The sequence below is a fragment of the Rhodococcus jostii RHA1 genome (assembly GCF_000014565.1).
In the GTDB taxonomy this organism is placed as follows: Bacteria; Actinomycetota; Actinomycetes; order Mycobacteriales; family Mycobacteriaceae; genus Rhodococcus_F; species Rhodococcus_F jostii_A.
Genome location: NC_008268.1, coordinates 3723221 through 3740247, shown reverse-complemented (window position 1 = coordinate 3740247; position 17027 = coordinate 3723221). Strand labels below are relative to the sequence as shown.

Below are 17027 nucleotides of genomic sequence, written 5' to 3'. Positions count from 1 at the left end.
TCCTGTGGTGGAGTCGCCGGCTCAGCCGGTCGCGTTGGAGTCGCCGGCTTCGCCGGCCGCGTCGGAGTTGCCGGCTCAGCCGGCCGCGTCGGAGTTGCCGGCTCAGCCGGCGACGGAATATCCGGCTTCTTCGACAGCGCCCGCGACAGCACTCGGATCGAGGTCGGTGGTGCTGTCGATGACGACCTTGCCGGTGGCCAGATCGACGTTGACGTTGGTGACGCCGGGAAGTGCGCTGATCTCCTCGGTGACCGAGGACACGCAGTGGTTGCAGGTCATGCCGCTGACGGTGACGCTCGAGGTGCTCACGAGTCTGCCTCTCTTCGGGGTGTCGATGTCGTCTCTGAGAACTACCATACCCCCCTACCGTATTCTCGCAAGGGTGATGGCGGCCACCCGGTACCGTGTTCCTCGCCCACGCGGGCCCCGAAAGGTGATTGAGTGAGATACCGCATCTCACCCCACTGGGAAGCGGAGCCCGGCAATGTCGATGGACAAGTTGCGCACCCAAATGCTGCGCCGCAAACCCCTCACCGAGGTCGAGGACGACACTCCGCCCGACGAGCGTCTGACCAAATCGCTCGGCCTGTGGCAACTCACCGCGATCGGCGTCGGCGGCATCATCGGCGCAGGCGTCTTCTCACTCGCCGGCTCGGTCGCGCATTCCGTCACCGGCCCGGCCGTGCTGATCTCGTTCCCGATCGCCGGCATCACGGGCGTTTCTCGCCGACCACCCCGGCGGAACGGTCGTCGCCCTCGCTGAAGGATTGCAGACCAGCTACTGGCGGATCGGCGACCCCGACATCCGGTGGGTGTCGATCGACCTGCCCGAGGTGGCCGCGCTGCGCAGGCAACTGCTGCCGGACGAGCCGCACGTCACCACACTCGCCGTGTCCGCTGGACCGCTCGTGGATGGACCACGTCGACACCGGTCGGGCCGTGTTCGTCTCGGCGGAGGGCCTGCTGATGCATCTGCCCGCCGACGAGTCGCTGTCCCTGATCGGGGACTGCGCCCGGCGTTTCCCCGGCGGCCGGATGATGTTCGACTCGGTACCGAAATGGTTCAGCCGCAGGACGCAGAAGGGAATGCGGATTCACGGCGACTACACCGTCCCGCCGATGCCGTTCCACCTCTCCGCCGGCGACGCGGCGGACCTGCCCGGACAGGTGCCGGACCTCGCGTTCACCCGCGAGGTGACACTGCCCCTCGGCCGCGGCCTGTGGGGGTCGACCCTGCTGCGCAGGCTGTCGGAACTGCGGCCACTGCGCAACTCGCGTCCGACCTTGACCCTGTGCGGATTCGCGGGCTGAACCCGTCCGACGAGCGATGTGGGCCGACCCGCAGCAGAATGGTGCAATGGCGGACCGCGGATTCACCCCCACACAGCTCGCGGCACGTGCCGCGTACCTGCTTCGCGGCAACGACCTCGGCACGATGACGAGTGCCGCGCCGCGCCTGTACCCGCACATGTGGAGTTGGGACGCGGCGTTCGTCGCGGTCGGATTGGCGCCCCTGAGCGTGGAGCGGGCCGTCGTCGAACTCGACACCCTGCTGTCGGCGCAGTGGAAGAACGGGATGATCCCGCACATCGTGTTCGCGAACGGCGTCGACGGATACTTCCCCGGCCCCGGGCGCTGGGAGTGCGGGACCCTCGCGGCGCACGCGCCGAGCGGCACACAGACGTCGGGGATCACCCAGCCGCCCGTGCACGCCATCGCGGTGCAGCGCATCCTCGACCACTCGCGCAGGCACGGCCGCAGCACCCGCGCCGTCGCCGAGGAGTTCCTCGACCGGCGCTGGCCCGACCTCGTGCGCTGGCACCGCTGGCTGGCCAACGCCCGCGACCTCGACGGCAACGGCCGGATCGCGCTGTACCACGGCTGGGAGTCCGGCATGGACAACTCGCCGCGCTGGGACCACTCGTACGCCAACGTCGTGGCCGGGGAGATACCCACGTATCTGCGCGAGGATCTGTCCCACGTCGCCGACACCGGACAGCGTCCGTCCAACGGTGAATACGACCGCTACCTGTGGCTGCTCGAGGAGATGAAGACCGTCCGCTACGACGACGAGGAACTGGCCACCGCCATGAGCTTCGCGGTGGAGGACGTGTTCGTCAGTGCCGTGTTCTCGATGGCGTGCGAGGTGCTCGCGACCATCGGCGAGGAACACTCGATGCCGAACTCCGACGTCCGGGAACTGCACGGGTGGGCGGCCCGGTTCCGGCAGGGTGTCCTCACCACCACCGACCAACGGTCCGGGGCGGCACGCGATTTCGATCTGCGTAGCGGCCGGTGGATTTCCACCGAAACCCTCGCGATGTTCTCGCCCCTGCTGTGCGGCGGCCTGAGCCGTGACGCCGAACGCGCCCTGCTCCGCACGTTCGAGGGGCCGAAATTCTGCGGCCACCCCGACCTCCGGTACGCCGTGCCGCCGTCGACGTCGCCGGTGTCGGGCGATTTCCGTCCGCGCGAGTACTGGCGTGGTCCGGTGTGGCCGGTGATGACGTGGCTGTTCTCCTGGGCGTTCGCCCGGCGCGGGTGGGCCGAGCGCGCCCACCTGCTGCGGTCCGAGGGGCTGCGGCAGGCGAGCGACGGCAGCTTCGCCGAATACTACGAACCGTTCACCGGTCAGCCCCTCGGCAGCATGCAGCAGTCGTGGACGGCCGCTGCGGTTCTGGACTGGCTGGGCTAGCGCCCCCGTGAGTACTTATTAACCGCGGGGGGCTGTTTCAAATTTCCGGGTCGGGGTGTCCGCGTGCCGCGGCGCCCCGACCTGATGTTTCTTGGATAATGTGTTGGTGGCCAAGGGGTATCGACCGGTGAATCGTGATCAGCAGTTTTTGTTGCCGCCGGACATGCGGGAGTGGGTGCCGCCCACGCATCCGGTGTGGACGGTGATCGAGATCGTCGACACCCATCTCGACACCAGCGCCTTTCACGACTCTCGCCGCACCGGGGGTGCCGGGCGCGCCGGGTACGACCCGGACATGCTGGTGACCCTGCTGATCTGGGCGTGGTCGCGGGGGGTGCGGTCGTCGCGGCAGATCGAGCGGGCCTGCTCGGAGGTGGTGTCCTACCGGGTGATCTGCGCCGGCGACACCCCCGACCACGTGACGATCTCACGGTTCCGCAAGGACAACCACACCGCCTGCGAGGCCCTGTTCACGCAGGTCCTGATCCTGGCCGCACGGTTGGGTCTGGGCCGACTCGAGACGATCGCGTTGGACGGGGTGAAGATCGCCTCGAACGCATCGAAGGACGCCAACCGCACCGAGGACGGGCTGCGCCGGGCAGCCGAGGCCGAGGCCGCGCGGATCGCCGCCGCCGCGGCGGCCGCGCACGCCGCCACCGATGACGCCGAGGACGACCTCTACGGCGAGGACGATTCGGGCCCGGGACAGGTGCCGGCGGAGTTGGCCGATCCCAGCACCCGCTCGGCCCGGATCGCCGAGGCATTGGCCCAGCTCGACGCGGAGAAGGACGCCGAACAGTGCGAGCGGGAGGGGAAAGCACAGGACTATCTGGCCCGGCTCGACGCGGGCCAGACGGTGATGGGCCGGGTGCCGGTCGGGGCCGAGGTCGCCGCCGCCGAGCGGCGTCTGGCCGAGGCGGTCGCCGCCCAGCAGGCGGTGATCGAGCGGTTCCAGGGTGGCACCGCGGCCGGGGGCGGGGGCACCCGGTTCGCACCGAAGCCGGTCGACGAGCACCACCTGGCCCGGCGCCGGCGCACCGAACTCGACACCGCCCTCCGCAAACAGGGTGAGCGCGCCGCCGCCGCCGGGCAGCGGCGCCGCAACACCACCGACCCCGACTCGCGGTTGCAGCCGCTGCGCGGCGGCGGCTGGGTGCAGGGCTACAACTGCCAGGCCTTCACCAGCGAGGACGGGTTGATCCTGGCCACCGGGGTCGGGACCGGCCCGGCGGACTACGACTATTTCCCCGAGATGGTCGACAAGGCCGGGGCGGCCGCGCACCTGATCGACGCCACCCGACGTGGGAAGGAACCGACCGGCACGAGCCCGGAGGAGCTGATCGGGGTGATGCTCTTCGACGCCGGCTACTGCTCCCGCGAGAACCTCACCGCGCCGGGCCCGGACCGGTTGATCGCCACCGGCAAATCCCGTCACCTCGAGGCCGCCGCCACCGCTGATCCGGTCACCGGACCGCCACCGCCGCAAGCGGATCCGATCCAGGCCATGACCCACCGGCTGCGCACCGAGGCCGGTATCGCCACCTACCGCAAACGCTCACCCATCGCCGAAACCGTGTTCGGGCACGCCAAACACAACCTCGGATTCCGCCGCTTCACCAGCCGCGGCCTCGACCGCGCCCGCAGCGAATGGGCGTTCCACGCCACCGTGCACAACCTGGGCAAGATCCTCACCCACCTGACCGGAGGCACCCCGCTCCCGGCCACCCCCTGACCCGGCGGGGGCCACCCCCGCACCGGCACCCACCGCGGCACGAGACACCCGCACCCGGACCGCCCTCACTCAATTCCGCAACAGCCCCCGGGACGTTAATAAGTACTCACGGGCGCTAGTCGCACAAGCGGATCGGGCCGAGTTCGGCGTACCGGTCGCCGGGGCCGGGGTTGTCGGCCGGGGCGGCACCGCCCAGGTGGTGCATCACGCCCCAGACGGCGTTGAGCGCGGTCTGCACGGCGCCCTCCGCCCAGCCCGCTGTCCAGGAGATGTCGTCACCGGCCAGGAAGATGCCGCGGTGTCGCGGGTGGAGTTCGTCCTGGACGAAATGGCTGAACAGCCGTTCCTGGTACCGGTAGTGGCCGGGGAGGTTCGCCTTGAACGCACCCATGAAGTCGCGTTCGGTCTCCCAGGACAGCGTGACCGGGGTCGAGATGATGTGACTGCGGAAGTCGACTCCCGGGTAGATCTCCTCGAGCGACTTGATCATGAGGTTCATCCGCTCCGTCGCATCGAGCGGCAGAAGCTTGAGTGAATCGTCGGACCACGTGTAGGACAGGCAGATCAGGCCGGGCTTGTCGTCGCCGTGGTCGAGGAGGTAGGTGCCGCGGCTCATCCGGTCCGTCAGGGTCATGCTGACGAGATCGCGGCCGGTGACCGGATCCTTGTCCTTCCAGAACGGACGATCCACGAGGGCGAACACCTTCGTCGACCCCATGTAGTGGGTGCGTTCGATGGCGGTCCAGTGGTCGATCGGGAACAGGTCGTCGTCGCAGTGAATGTTGTTGAGCAGCATCCAGCTCTGCGCCGTGAAGACGGCGGCGGGGTAGGTGCGGATCTCACCGGACGAGTCGGTGACCGTCACCTGGTGCGGTGCGGTCCTGCGGACCTCGGTGACGCGGGGCCGGGTGGCTCCGCCGTTGAGTGCACGCACCGACGTGCCGTCCGGCCAGTGCGCCATCCCCGTAGGGGTGTCGGTCCACAGGCGCAGGGGCAGTTGCTGCGACCCGCCGACGATGCCGCGGTGGTGGTCGTCGGCGGCGGTGATGACGACGCGCAGGATCTCGAGGATGGAGTTGGGGAAGTCGGTGTCCCAGCCGCCCGTTCCGAAACCGACCTGCCCGAACACTTCCCGATGCCGGAACGACGCGAAGTGCTTCGACGAGGCGAGGAAGCCGTAGAACGTCTGATCGTCGAGCCGGACCACCAGGTCGTTCCAGATGCGCTTGAGTTCGGCGGTGTCGCGGTCGCGGATCGCTTGCTGGAGCGGAATCAGCTCGGCGTGGTCCTCGAGCGTGCGCTGCCACGCATCCGAGACCTCCCGGAACACGGGCGGCAGGTCGTCGAGGTGCTGCGCGTAGTAGCTTTCGCCCTTGAGGTCGATGACCGTGCTGGGGGTGCTGTCGGCGAGCGGGTTCGGGAATGCCTCGGTCCGCAGTCCCATGGCGTCGAGGTAGTGGAACAGGGTGGTCGACGACGGTGGGAACCGCATCGCGCCCATCTCGGCGACCACGTCCGGGTGCCCGTCGAACGGATGCGACCGCATCCGGCCACCGATCTGATCGGCCTCGTAGACAATCGGTTTCAGCCCGAGTTTCATCAGCTCGTACGCAGTGACCATCCCCGACAGTCCGCCGCCGATGACCGCCACCTCGGTGCCGTGGCGATCGGTGGGCACCGCGCCGAGACCTGAGCGGTGCGTGACGTAGTCATCGTAGGCGAACGGGAAGTCGGGGCCGAACATGGTGAGCGGCCGGGGATCGGTGTCCGCGGCGGTGCTGTCCGGAGTGACGGGGATCGTCATGAAGTCTTCTCCTGCAGGAAGGGGTAGAGGTCGACGCGTCGGTCGTCGAGATGGGTGTTCCCGCGGCGGGATCGGTGGAGGACGTCGAGTTCGAGGTCGACGATCGCCAGCTCCTCGTGGCGGCCGGCGCGGGCGAGTTCGGTGCCGTCGGGCGCGATCGCGCAACTGGATCCGCAGTAGTCGAGGTCGGCTTCGGTGCCGCACCGGTTGACGTACGTGACGAAGAGCTGACTCTCGTAGGCCCGGGTGGGGACGACGCTCTCCGCGATGAATTCGTACGGGCTCATCAGGCCGGTGGGGACGACGAGCCACTGGGTTCCCCGGTCGGCATGTGCGCGAACGGCTTCCGGGAACTCGACGTCGTAGCAGATCAGGATTCCGCACCGGATTCCGGCGTGGTCGAACTGGACCACCAGTTCGTCGCCGGCGGCGAAGTGCGAGCGGTCGAGCTCACCGAACAGGTGGGTCTTGCGGTAGTTGGCGAGCGGCGTCCCGGACGGGTCGAACACCTGCACGCTGTTGTAGACGACGCCCCCGTCCGCCTCGGGGTATCCGTAGACGACGGCGATCCCGGACTCGCGCGCGATCTCCGCGATCCGCGTCGCGATCGGTCCGTCGGCGGGTTCGGCCCGCTCCGCGATCAGAGATCCGATGTTGTAGCCGGTGGCCGCCATCTCCGGGCAGACCAGGATGGACGCCCCGGATGCCGCCGCCGTCTGCGCGACCGACTCGATGGCGGAGAGGTTCGCCGCCACGTCGAAGGACAGTTCGGGACCTTGGAACAGCGCTGCTCTCATGGTGCCGTCACCTCTTCCGGGCTGTTGCGGAGTTCGGACTTGCGGACGCCGTACGCGAAGTAGATCGCGAGCCCGACTGCCATCCACAGCGCGAATGCCACCCACGTCGAGACGCCGAGGCCGAACAGCAGCAGCGCGCAGAACACGACGCCGAGAACCGGCATCAGTGGGAACAGCGGCGTCCGGAAGCTGCGGTGCAGGTCGGGATGGCGCCGGCGCAGGATGATCACGGCGATGTTGACGAGCATGAACGCGAACAGCGAGCCGATACTCGTCGCGTCGGCCAGTTCGCCCAGCGGCACGAAGCCGGCGAGCGCGGACACGACACCGCCGACGACGACGATGTTGACGACGGGCACCCGGGTGCGCGGGTTGACGCGGGAGAAGACCCGCGGAACGAGACCGTCGAGCGACATCGCGTACAGGATCCGGGTCTGCCCGTACATCACGGCGAGGACGACGCTGGCGATGGCGATCACCGCGCCCGCCGACAGGAGGATGGCGGGCCAGGTGCTGGTGGTCGCGGCATTCAGGATGGTCGCGAGTGCGGCGCCCTCGCCCGCGATGTCCTGCCAGGGCATCGCGCCGACGGCGGCGATCGCGACCAGGCAGTAGAGGATCGTGACGATCAGGAGCGAGAGGATGATGGCGCGGGGAAGGTCGCGTTTCGCGTTCTTCGCCTCGTCGCCTGCGGTCGACGCGGCGTCGAACCCGATGTAGGCGAAGAACACCTGGGAGGCCGCGGCCGTCACGCCTGCCGCGCCGAGAGGGATGAACGGTGCGAAGTTTCCGGCGCGGAACGCGGTGAACGCGACCGCGCAGAAGAATACGAGCACGAGGATCTTGAGGGCGACCATGACCGTGTTCACCAGGGCGCTCTCGGAAGCTCCCCGGGTCAGCAGTGCCACCGCGACGAGCACGATGACGATGGCGGGCACGTTCACGATGCCGCCCGCGCCCGGTGATTCGCTGATCGCGGTGGGTAGTGCGATGCCGAACATGCCGTGGAGTAGTTCGTTGATGTACTCGCCCCAGCCGACGGCGACGGCTGCGACCGAGACGCCGTATTCGAGCATCAGGCACCAGCCGCAGATCCACGCGAAGAGTTCGCCCATCGTCGCGTAGGTGTACGAGTAGGAGCTACCGGAGACAGGGATGCTGCCTGCGAGTTCCGCGTAGGAGAGGGCGGAGAAGAGGGCGGTGAATGCCGCGAGCACGAAGGCGAGGACGACGGCGGGGCCGGCTTTGGGTGTCGCCTCGCCGAGGATGACGAAGATGCCCGTTCCCAGCGACGCACCGATGCTCAGTGCGGTGAGGTGCACCAGGCCCATCGACCGCTTGAGGCCGTGACCGGGTTCCTGGTCGTTGCGCGCCACGATCGCGTCGACCGATTTGCGGGCGCGCAGTGCGCCGGCCAGTCCCGGCGGGCGCGGAGAAATCTTGGTGATGTCCAACGTTGAGCTCCTGAGCGGTGGAGTGATGTGGACAACAATGAACGGGCAAGCCGTGACTGTCAACACATGTTTCCTAAACCGCTTGACGGTTTCCTAGCGGGAGGTGGGCCGGACGTCGTCCGGTAGTGCGGGGGTCAGAATCCACAGGACCGTCGCGGTGTCGTCGCCGAGCGCGCGGAAGCTGTGCGGCAACTGGGGCGAGAAGGTGAACGCGTCCCCGGTCGCGAGCGACACGTCCTCCCCGGCCCCTGGACCGTTGAAGGAAATGCAGATCCGGCCGGAGACGACGTAGACGAAGGCGACGTCGACCGGAAGCTCGTACGTTTCCGAGCCGCTCCCGCCGCCGGGCTCGATTCGGCTCAGGAGCGACTGGATGCGGCGCTCGCCGAACGGGGTCAGCAGGAACTCGGCCATGCGCTCCCCGCCGAAACTGATCGGCGGGTAGTTGTCGGCTCGTACCACCTCACCTGCGGCGGAGCTCTCGAACAGCGACCCGACGGGAATGTTCAGTGCGGCGCAGATCCGCACCAGCGTGGCGACGGATGCGCTCGCGTGGTCCCGCTCGATCTTCGACAGGTAGCCCTTGGTGATGCCGCAGCTGGCGGCCAGGTCATCGAGGGTGAGGCGCTGGGCCTGCCGGGCGGCCTTGAGCCGGGGGCCGATTCTGGGCGCGTCGACGCCCGACGCACCTTCGGTTGCGAGCTCGTTCGCCATGCATCGATCCTTCGTTGTGTCTCGTATAGGAAACAGGTGTTGACAAGAATGCATTCCAAGGAAACGATACGACGACGCCACGTCTCCGGCACACACCGAAGGATTCCGATGAGTACAGACGACATCCAGGGCCCCATCGACGCGACCCGCATCCAAGGCCCCGTCGACGCCACCCGCACGCCGCGCTACGCCGAACCCAGCACATTCGCCCGCCTCCCCCGGCTCGACGAGGTGTCTCGCGCCGACGTCACCGTGATGGGCGTCCCGTTCGACTCCGGCGTGAGCTACCGTCCCGGCGCACGCTTCGGCCCCGGCCACATCCGCGCCGCATCGAAGCTGCTGCGTCCGTACAACCCCGCACTCGACGTGCACCCCTTCGCGGCGCAGCAGGTCGCCGACTTCGGCGACATCGGCGTCAACCCGTTCGACATCCAGGAAGCCCTGGCCACCGTCGACGGCGCCGTCACCGACCTGCGCAAGGACGGTTCCACCGTGCTGACGCTCGGCGGCGACCACACCATCGCCCTGCCGATCCTGCGGTCCCTCGCCCGCGACCACGGCCCCATCGCCGTGCTGCACTTCGACGCGCACCTCGACACTTGGGACACCTACTTCGGTGCCCCCTACACGCACGGCACCCCGTTCCGGCGGGCCAGCGAGGAGGGGCTGATCGACCTCGAGCGTTCGCAGCACATCGGTATCCGCGGCCCGCTGTACAGCAAGAAGGACCTCGAGGACGACGCCGTTCTCGGCTTCCAGGTCATCCGCTCCGACGACTACGAGGTGGACGGGGTCGCGAGCATCGTCGAACGGATGCGTCGACGGCTCGACGGCGGACCGGTCTACGTGTCCGTGGACATCGACGTCCTCGATCCCGCGCACGCGCCGGGCACCGGAACACCCGAGGCCGGTGGGATGACGTCCCGCGAGTTGCTGAACACACTGCGCGGACTGGTCGGCCTGAACGTGGTCGGCGCCGACATCGTGGAGGTGGCGCCCGCATACGACCACGCCGAGATCACCGGCATCGCGGCAGCGCATGTCGCGTACGAGTTGCTGTCGGTGCTCGCGATCAACGCGTCGTCGGCCCCGGGACGCGCTGCGCGCGGCGAGACGCTCCGGCAGGCGGCGTACGTGACGAAGTGACGTCCGTTGCCACGTGCGGGCAGCGGGAAGACGTTACCCTCGGGCGCATGGCTATCGGGGTGAAGGTCCGAAGGTTCTCCAAGATCGCACCACTACTGCTCGCCGGTGCGCTCGCGGCCGCAGTGCCGGGGCATGCTGCCGCCGAACCTGTCAGAGGTCCGGACGTGGCCTCGTGGCAACATCCGGGTGGGTCGCCGATCGACTGGTTCGCCGTCCGCAACGCCGGCCACGACTTCGCGATGGTCAAGGCCACCGAGAGTCTCAACTACGTCAATCCGTTCTTCGTCCAGGACTGCCTCGCCATGCGGGTGGCCGGCGTCTCGCGGGGCGCGTACCACTACGCCGACCCCACCCAGTCGCCGGAAGCGCAGGCCGCGTTCTACTCGACGGTGGTGCTGGGCATCAACGGTCCGGGTGACATGCCTCCGGTCCTCGACATCGAGCATTCCGGTGGGCTGCCGCCCGCGGCGTTGATCGACTGGACGCACCGCTACCTCAACACGGTCCAATCGCTCACCGGGCGTCAGCCGATCATCTACACGTACCCGAACTTCTGGCGGACGGCGATGGCGAACACCAACGAGTTCGCCGGCTACCCGCTGTGGATCGCCGACTACAACGGTCAGAACGCCCCCGGCCCCCTCCCCGGCGGCTGGAGCAACTGGACGTTCTGGCAGTACACCAGCACCGGTCGCATCGCCGGCGTCAACGGCGACGTCGACCTCAACGTCTACAGCGGGGCGCAGGGCGACTTCGCGCGGTACTCCAACAGCGCATCCCCCTTCGGCAGCTGACGCCGTCGGGCGCGATCAATCCCGGCACGCCGGATTTCCGGGGAACGCCGGAACGCCGACTCGGCAGCCGACGGCGGTGACGGCGGTCAACCGCTCGACCGGCTCCCGGATCTCGAGCGCAGGCACGAGGCCGTCGGTCAGGAGTGCATTCTTGGTCGACGGCGCCGTGGCGCGATCGTCCAGGGTTCCGCGCACCCGCGCGAAGTTGACGAGTTCGTCGTACACCATCGACAGGGCCGCCTCGGTGGTCCGGTCTTCCGGGTGCAGCCCGGCGAAGTCCACGCCCGTCTCGTATTCGTGGCGGACGGCGTGTGGACCCTGGTCGCAGGTGGGCTGGTTCAGATCGATCCGGAAGTCCGGCCCGGCCGGACCCGGCGGCGTGATCGCGCCGGCGTCGGTGCAGACGTGGTGCGAGATGCGGTCACCGAGTGCGTGAATGTAGATGCCGGTCCGCGCATTCCAGGAATTCTCGCCGATCCAGGAGTCGAATTGTGACGACAGGACCGTGTCGGAGATGACCTGCTGCCCCGTCATGTTGGTGAACGGTATGGCGGCCGGAGTCTCCAGGCTGTACGTGCCGTTGATCTGCACGGGATCGGCATCGCCGTAACACGTTGCACCCGTAGCATAGTCGCCGTTCTCCGAGGGGTTCGTGAAACCTCCCGTGCACAACGGAGCGCCACTTCCCGGCCCGGCCAGGGCCCAAGTCCGCAGGTGCGTGAGCATGACCTCGTGCCGGGGATCGTCGACATCCGGCTGCAGGCCGTTGGGCAAGGGATCCGCCGGTCCGCGCAGCGTGGGCAGGAAGTGGAAGAGGAACCCGCCGGTGGCGAAGTGGGTGCGCACCAGTCCGCTGATGTCCTTGGTGGTCAATGCGTCGGCGTCCGGGACGAGCCGGCCGAAGATGTCGCGTGGGGCGAACGTGCCGAGGTCGGTCGCCTCGTCGTACGCCGCGATCCAGTAGGCGTCCCGCTCGGAGAAGCCGACGGTGCGGGCGATGATGTACGTCGAGTCCGAATGCACGAGACTCCGTCCGCCGAGCGGACGGCGCAACGTGAAGCCGTAGCGGAGGAACGCCTCGGCGCCACAGATCGGCGAGTTCGGATCGTCGAGTAGGCATTCGGGTGGCAGCGGAGCGCAGTTGTGCGGTGGGGCACCGTCCTCGGTGTAGCAAATATCCTCGGCGAATCCGTACACCGGTGGTGGTGACACGACGAATGCCGCGGCGGTAAGCGTCAGCGCCACGATGGTTCCACCGACTCTTCGAGTGAATCTTCTCATCGAGGTGCACCTTTCGGTGTGGCCGAGTAGATCAACATTAACACCGGGGACCAGGCAGGATGCTCGGTTCTCGCGAGCCCTGAAATCAGTACGAGAATCCGAGTCTTCACCTGGTGAGGATCCCGGCGACCAGGTTGATCGTCGTCGCGAGGATGACTGCACCGAAAACGTAGGACAACAGGCAGTGCCGGAGCGCCACCGCCCGGATCTCCGGGCTCGAGACGTCGGTATCGGATACCTGGTAGGTCATCCCGAGGTTGTAACTGAAGTAGAAGAAGTCGCGAAACGCGGGCGGGGCGGTGGAATTGAAATCGATACCACCCGTTGATTTTTCAGGACCCGATCCCTCGTAGTACAGAAAGGCGTATCGGGCCGCATACATCAGGTGCAGCGAAGCCCACGCCAGGAAGACCCCGATCAGGGCCACGGCGGCGTGCGCGGTTCCCGCCGAGGATCCGCCGGCCACCTGCAGTGCGACGATTGCTCCGAGACCTCCCGAAGCCGCTGTCACCACGACCAATTCGTCGACTATCGGACGAAAATCCTCGCGTCCCACGTTGCGGCGAGTCGCCGCCGCATCCATCGGCCACAACACCGCCCAACCGGAGACGACGAACACGGCGGCAGCAGCGGCGATGCCGACGAGAGCCCCCAACGCGGCTGTGATCACCAGGCCGCCGATGGAGCCCGCCGCGACACCGACCACCACCGCGGCGGCCACTCTCGGGATGGCGGAGGTCGGGAGAGGTACGTGCAATGCCTATGCCTCTTGCAGGAGGCGTCGAGGCCGGTGCGGCATCACCCGAGACGGGATCGGGTGAGCCGTCACCATCGGCGCTCCCTACGCCGGGTGGCGACGGTCAGGTCGTCGCACGATTGCGGAGTCATCTGCGACCTCCTGAGTGTTGACACAGGGCGTCCGCGAGGGCGGACGACAGGCCAGGGCGTACCAGCGGCGTGTGCCGAGAAGTCTATACCGCCAAGTGCCGTCACCGGATGGCGTTACCGTGATCGGTGAGCTCGATTGTGGGCGAACGCATTCGATCCACGACGGGCCGACGATGCCTTGGGGCTTGCCCGAATCGGACCAGGAACTGGAGAGGAGTACCAACCCCTTTCCACTTTCAAATTTATAGCGCACCCCAGGGCTTGCGGCAAGGCCCGGGTCGTGCCGCAGAATTACCGGCCGAAGCCAGAACCTGCAGAAATAGGAGTCGCGAGTGCGTGTGTTGTTGTCGACGTATGGGTCGCGTGGGGACGTCGAACCGTTGGTGGGTCTCGTGGTGCAGTTGCAGGCACTCGGCGCGGAGGTGCGGGTGTGCGCGCCGCCGGACGAGGACTTCGCGCAGCGGCTGGCCGGGGTCGGTGTGTCGATGGTGCCTGTCGGCCGGTCGGCGCGCGCGCTGACGACGGCCGCGCCGTCGGCGGCGGACCTGCCCCGGCGCGCGGCCGAGTTGATCGCCGGCCAGTTCGACGCGGTCACCGCGGCGGCCGAGGGATGCGACGCGTTGGTGGCGACCGGCGCGATGCCGGCCGCTGCCGGTGCACTGTCGGTGGCCGAGAAGCTGGGCATCCGCTCCGTGTCCGTGACGTTCCAGCAGCTGACCCTGCCGTCGCCGCATCGCCCGCCGCTCGCGTATCCGGGCCGGGCATTCCCGCCGGACGTGACGGACAACCGGGTGCTGTGGGACCTGGACGCTCAGAGCATCGATGCGCTGTTCGGGGAGGCGCTGGACACCAACAGGGCGTCGATCGGCCTGCCCCCGGTGGGCAACGTTCGCGACTACGTCATCGGCGACCGGCCGTGGCTGGCGACCGACCCGACCCTGGATCCGTGGCAGGAGACACCGGACCTCGACGTCGTACAGACCGGCGCGTGGATCCTGGCCGACCACCGTCCACTCCCTGCCGAGTTGATGACGTTCCTGGACGCAGGCACACCACCGGTGTACGTGGGCTTCGGCAGCATGCCTTTGCACGCGGCGACGGACGCCGCCTCGGTGGCCATCGAGGCGGTCCGCGCGCAGGGCCGCCGCGTACTCGTCGGGCGCGGCTGGGCCGACCTGGCCCTGATCGACGACGTGGACGACTGTTTCGCCGTCGGCGAGGTCAACCAGCAGGCACTGTTCCGGCGCGTGGCCGCTGTCGTGCATCACGGCGGCGCCGGGACGACGACGACGGCCACCCGGGCCGGCGCGCCTCAGGTGGTGGTGCCGCAGATGGCGGACCAGCCCTACTGGGCCGGTCGGGTAGCCGACTTGGGCATCGGCGCGGCGCACGACGGTCCGGTTCCGGCCGTCGAGACCCTGTCGGCCGCGCTCACGGCGGCCTTGACCCCCGAGACCGGAGCACGCGCGGCCGCCGTGGCGGGCACGATCCGCACCGACGGTGCAGCGGTCGCCGCGACGTTGCTGCTCGACACGATCGTCCGAACCTCGGATCGGAGTTGCTGACATGACCAACTTGACTACCAGCGCATTCGACCTTCCCGACCACCTCGCGCCCAAGGCCGACCCGACGCTGATCGCCGACGACGAGCAACACTTCGCGGCTATCGCGGAAAGCCTCGAGCAGTCGATCGCCGACCTCGACCACCGCATCGACACCGAGCGCAAGGCACCTCGCCGGCTGGGTCAGGAGGCGATGGAGCGGGACATGATGGTCCACCGGCTGAACGCCGAGCTGCGTGCCCTGCGCCGCTACGGGTTGGACCTGTGCCTCGGGCACTTCGTCAGCGCAGACAACCCCGAGACTGTGTACGTGGGACGACTCGGCCTCATGGACCGTGCGGGCAATCAGCTGCTCGTCGACTGGCGCTCCCCCGTGGCCGAGCCGTTCTTCGGTGCGACCCACGGCAATCCGATGGGTCTGGAACGCCGCCGCCGGTACCGCTGGACCCGCGGCCGGGTCAGCGACTACTGGGACGAGGTGTTCACCCCGGACGGGTTCGCAGGGAACGCCGCGCTCGACGACCAGTCCGCGTTCATCGCCAGCCTGGGCAGCAACCGGTCGGCCCGGATGCGGGACGTGCTCGGCACCATCCAATCCGACCAGGATGCCATCATCCGCGCGGGATCCCGTGGCGCCCTCGTTGTCGACGGCGGGCCGGGTACGGGCAAGACCGTCGTCGCGTTGCACCGCGCCGCGTATCTGCTCTACTCCGACGCCCGACTCCGTCACGGCGTGCTGTTCGTCGGTCCGCACGAGCCCTACCTGGCCTACGTCGCCGATGTCCTGCCCAGCCTCGGAGAGGAGGGCGTGCAGCTCTGCACACTGCGGGACCTCGTCGCCGAGGGTGCCACCGCGACAGTCGAAACCGACCCGGATGTGGCCCGCCTGAAGTCGTCCGCGGATCTGGTGAAGGCCATCGACGCGGCCGTCGCGTTCTACGAGGAGCCACCCACCGAGGGTATGACGGTCGCGACCGAGTGGTCCGACATCTGGCTGAGCGCCGACGACTGGGCCGAGGCGTTCGAAGCGCCGGAACCCGGTACTCCGCACAACGAGGCGCGCGAGCAGATCTGGGAGCTGCTGCTCACGATCCTGATCGACAAGTACGACGGTGCCGTTCCGGCCGTCCAGCTCCGGAAGTCGTTGCAGCAGAACGACGAATTGCGCACGACCCTCGACAACGCGTGGACACTGATCGAGGCGGCCGACCTCGTCGCCGACCTGTGGTCGGTGCCCGCGTACCTGCGCAAGTGCGCGCCCTGGCTCAACCCCGACGACGTTCGGAAGCTGCAACGCCCGGACGCCCAGCGCTGGACGGTGTCCGACCTGCCGCTCCTCGACGCCGCACGGCAGCGGCTCGGCGACCCGGAGGAACCACGACGCCGACGTCGCCACCAGGCCGCCGTCGCCGCCGAACGCGAGCAGAGGTCCAAGGTCATCGACGACCTGATCGCGTCCGATGCCTACGACGACGGTGAAAGTTTGATGACACAACTGCGACAGAAGGACCTGCAGGAGATGCTGGTCGACGAAGCCGCGCTGTCCAGCGCCGACCCCGACCTGCTCGACCGCACGTTCGCACACGTCGTCGTGGACGAAGCGCAGGAATTGACCGACGCCGAGTGGCAGATGTTGTTGCTGCGCTGCCCGTCCCGGAGCTTCACCATCGTCGGCGACCGCGCCCAGGCCCGGCACGGGTTCACGGAGTCGTGGCAGGAACGGCTCGAGAGGGTCGGGCTCGACCGGATCGAACTGGCCTCTCTGACCGTCAACTACCGGACACCGAAAGAGGTCATGGCCGAAGCCGAGCCGGTCATCCGCGCCGTGCTCCCGGACGCCAACGTGCCGACCTCCATCCGCAGCAACGACATCCCCGTCATGCACGGATCCGTTTCCGATCTGGGTTCGATCCTCGACACCTGGCTCGAAACGAACTCCGACGGAATCGCCTGCGTCATCGGCGATTCGACGTTCCGGGCAACGCCCCGCGTCCATTCGCTGACCTCGGAGCTGTCGAAGGGGCTCGAGTTCGACCTGGTCGTCCTCGTCGACCCGGACACCTTCGGCACGGGGATCGAAGGAGCCGTCGACCGCTACGTCGCCATGACCAGGGCGACCCAGCGACTCGTCATCCTCACGAGTACCTGACGTCGGCCGAA

At 68.2% G+C, this 17027-nt stretch carries 15 protein-coding genes; 8 read left to right on the top strand and 7 right to left on the bottom strand.

Going from position 1 to position 17027, the window contains the following annotated elements; all coding sequences use genetic code 11:
- Window positions 1-102: 102 nt before the first annotated feature.
- A complete protein-coding gene (locus RHA1_RS17160) occupies window positions 103-309 on the bottom strand; it encodes a heavy-metal-associated domain-containing protein (RefSeq protein WP_011596157.1) in 207 nt (68 codons plus the stop codon).
- 175 nt (window positions 310-484) lie between these two features.
- On the opposite strand from RHA1_RS17160, the gene RHA1_RS44630 reads away from it, so the two are divergent.
- The 4 genes from RHA1_RS44630 to RHA1_RS17145 all read left to right on the top strand — a co-directional run bounded on the left by RHA1_RS44630 (window position 485) and on the right by RHA1_RS17145 (window position 4427).
- A complete protein-coding gene (locus RHA1_RS44630) occupies window positions 485-763 on the top strand; it encodes a hypothetical protein (protein WP_016884792.1) in 279 nt (92 codons plus the stop codon).
- Window positions 764-912: 149 nt separating this feature from the next.
- Complete coding sequence (locus tag RHA1_RS44625) at window positions 913-1311, top strand: hypothetical protein (RefSeq protein WP_016884793.1); 399 nt, start codon at window positions 913-915, stop codon at window positions 1309-1311.
- A 46-nt stretch (window positions 1312-1357) separates the two neighbouring features.
- Window positions 1358-2695, top strand: a complete 1338-nt coding sequence (gene ggh, locus RHA1_RS17150; RefSeq protein ID WP_029539757.1) for a glucosylglycerate hydrolase — start codon at window positions 1358-1360, stop codon at window positions 2693-2695.
- A 100-nt stretch (window positions 2696-2795) separates the two neighbouring features.
- Window positions 2796-4427, top strand: a complete 1632-nt coding sequence (locus RHA1_RS17145; protein ID WP_011596154.1) for a transposase — start codon at window positions 2796-2798, stop codon at window positions 4425-4427.
- A gap of 115 nt (window positions 4428-4542) precedes the next feature.
- On the opposite strand, the gene RHA1_RS17140 is transcribed toward RHA1_RS17145, so the two are convergent.
- From RHA1_RS17140 to RHA1_RS17125, 4 genes are all read right to left on the bottom strand, one after another.
- Window positions 4543-6231 (bottom strand): flavin monoamine oxidase family protein, encoded by a 1689-nt coding sequence (locus tag RHA1_RS17140; protein WP_011596153.1) that lies wholly within the window; start codon window positions 6229-6231, stop codon window positions 4543-4545.
- Window positions 6228-7028 carry a carbon-nitrogen hydrolase family protein gene (locus RHA1_RS17135; protein ID WP_011596152.1) on the bottom strand — a complete coding sequence of 267 codons (801 nt, stop codon included), beginning with the start codon at window positions 7026-7028 and terminating at the stop codon, window positions 6228-6230. The genes RHA1_RS17140 and RHA1_RS17135 overlap by 4 nt, the downstream gene beginning before the upstream one ends.
- Window positions 7025-8482 (bottom strand): amino acid permease, encoded by a 1458-nt coding sequence (locus RHA1_RS17130; protein ID WP_016884795.1) that lies wholly within the window; start codon window positions 8480-8482, stop codon window positions 7025-7027. The genes RHA1_RS17135 and RHA1_RS17130 overlap by 4 nt, the downstream gene beginning before the upstream one ends.
- 93 nt (window positions 8483-8575) lie before the next feature.
- Window positions 8576-9196, bottom strand: a complete 621-nt coding sequence (locus RHA1_RS17125) for a helix-turn-helix domain-containing protein (RefSeq protein WP_011596150.1) — start codon at window positions 9194-9196, stop codon at window positions 8576-8578.
- Window positions 9197-9304: 108 nt separating this feature from the next.
- Here RHA1_RS17125 and speB point away from each other — a divergent pair, with 108 nt between their 5' ends.
- Window positions 9305-10342 carry an agmatinase gene (speB, locus tag RHA1_RS17120; RefSeq protein WP_011596149.1) on the top strand — a complete coding sequence of 346 codons (1038 nt, stop codon included), beginning with the start codon at window positions 9305-9307 and terminating at the stop codon, window positions 10340-10342.
- Between the two features lie 47 nt (window positions 10343-10389).
- Complete coding sequence (locus tag RHA1_RS17115) at window positions 10390-11136, top strand: glycoside hydrolase family 25 protein (protein WP_016884796.1); 747 nt, start codon at window positions 10390-10392, stop codon at window positions 11134-11136.
- 15 nt (window positions 11137-11151) lie between these two features.
- Here the strand turns inward: RHA1_RS17115 and RHA1_RS17110 are convergent, their stop codons facing one another.
- Window positions 11152-12417: a hypothetical protein gene (locus RHA1_RS17110; RefSeq protein ID WP_011596147.1), complete on the bottom strand. Its 1266-nt coding sequence runs from the start codon at window positions 12415-12417 to the stop codon at window positions 11152-11154.
- Between the two features lie 106 nt (window positions 12418-12523).
- Window positions 12524-13174, bottom strand: coding sequence for a DUF1345 domain-containing protein (locus tag RHA1_RS17105; protein ID WP_011596146.1), 651 nt, complete (start codon window positions 13172-13174; stop codon window positions 12524-12526).
- A gap of 463 nt (window positions 13175-13637) precedes the next feature.
- Here RHA1_RS17105 and RHA1_RS17100 point away from each other — a divergent pair, with 463 nt between their 5' ends.
- Together RHA1_RS17100 and helR are read left to right on the top strand one after the other, a co-directional pair.
- Complete coding sequence (locus RHA1_RS17100; protein ID WP_011596144.1) at window positions 13638-14870, top strand: glycosyltransferase; 1233 nt, start codon at window positions 13638-13640, stop codon at window positions 14868-14870.
- 1 nt (window position 14871) lies between these two features.
- Window positions 14872-17016: an RNA polymerase recycling motor ATPase HelR gene (gene helR / locus RHA1_RS17095; protein WP_011596143.1), complete on the top strand. Its 2145-nt coding sequence runs from the start codon at window positions 14872-14874 to the stop codon at window positions 17014-17016.
- Window positions 17017-17027 lie beyond the last annotated feature (11 nt).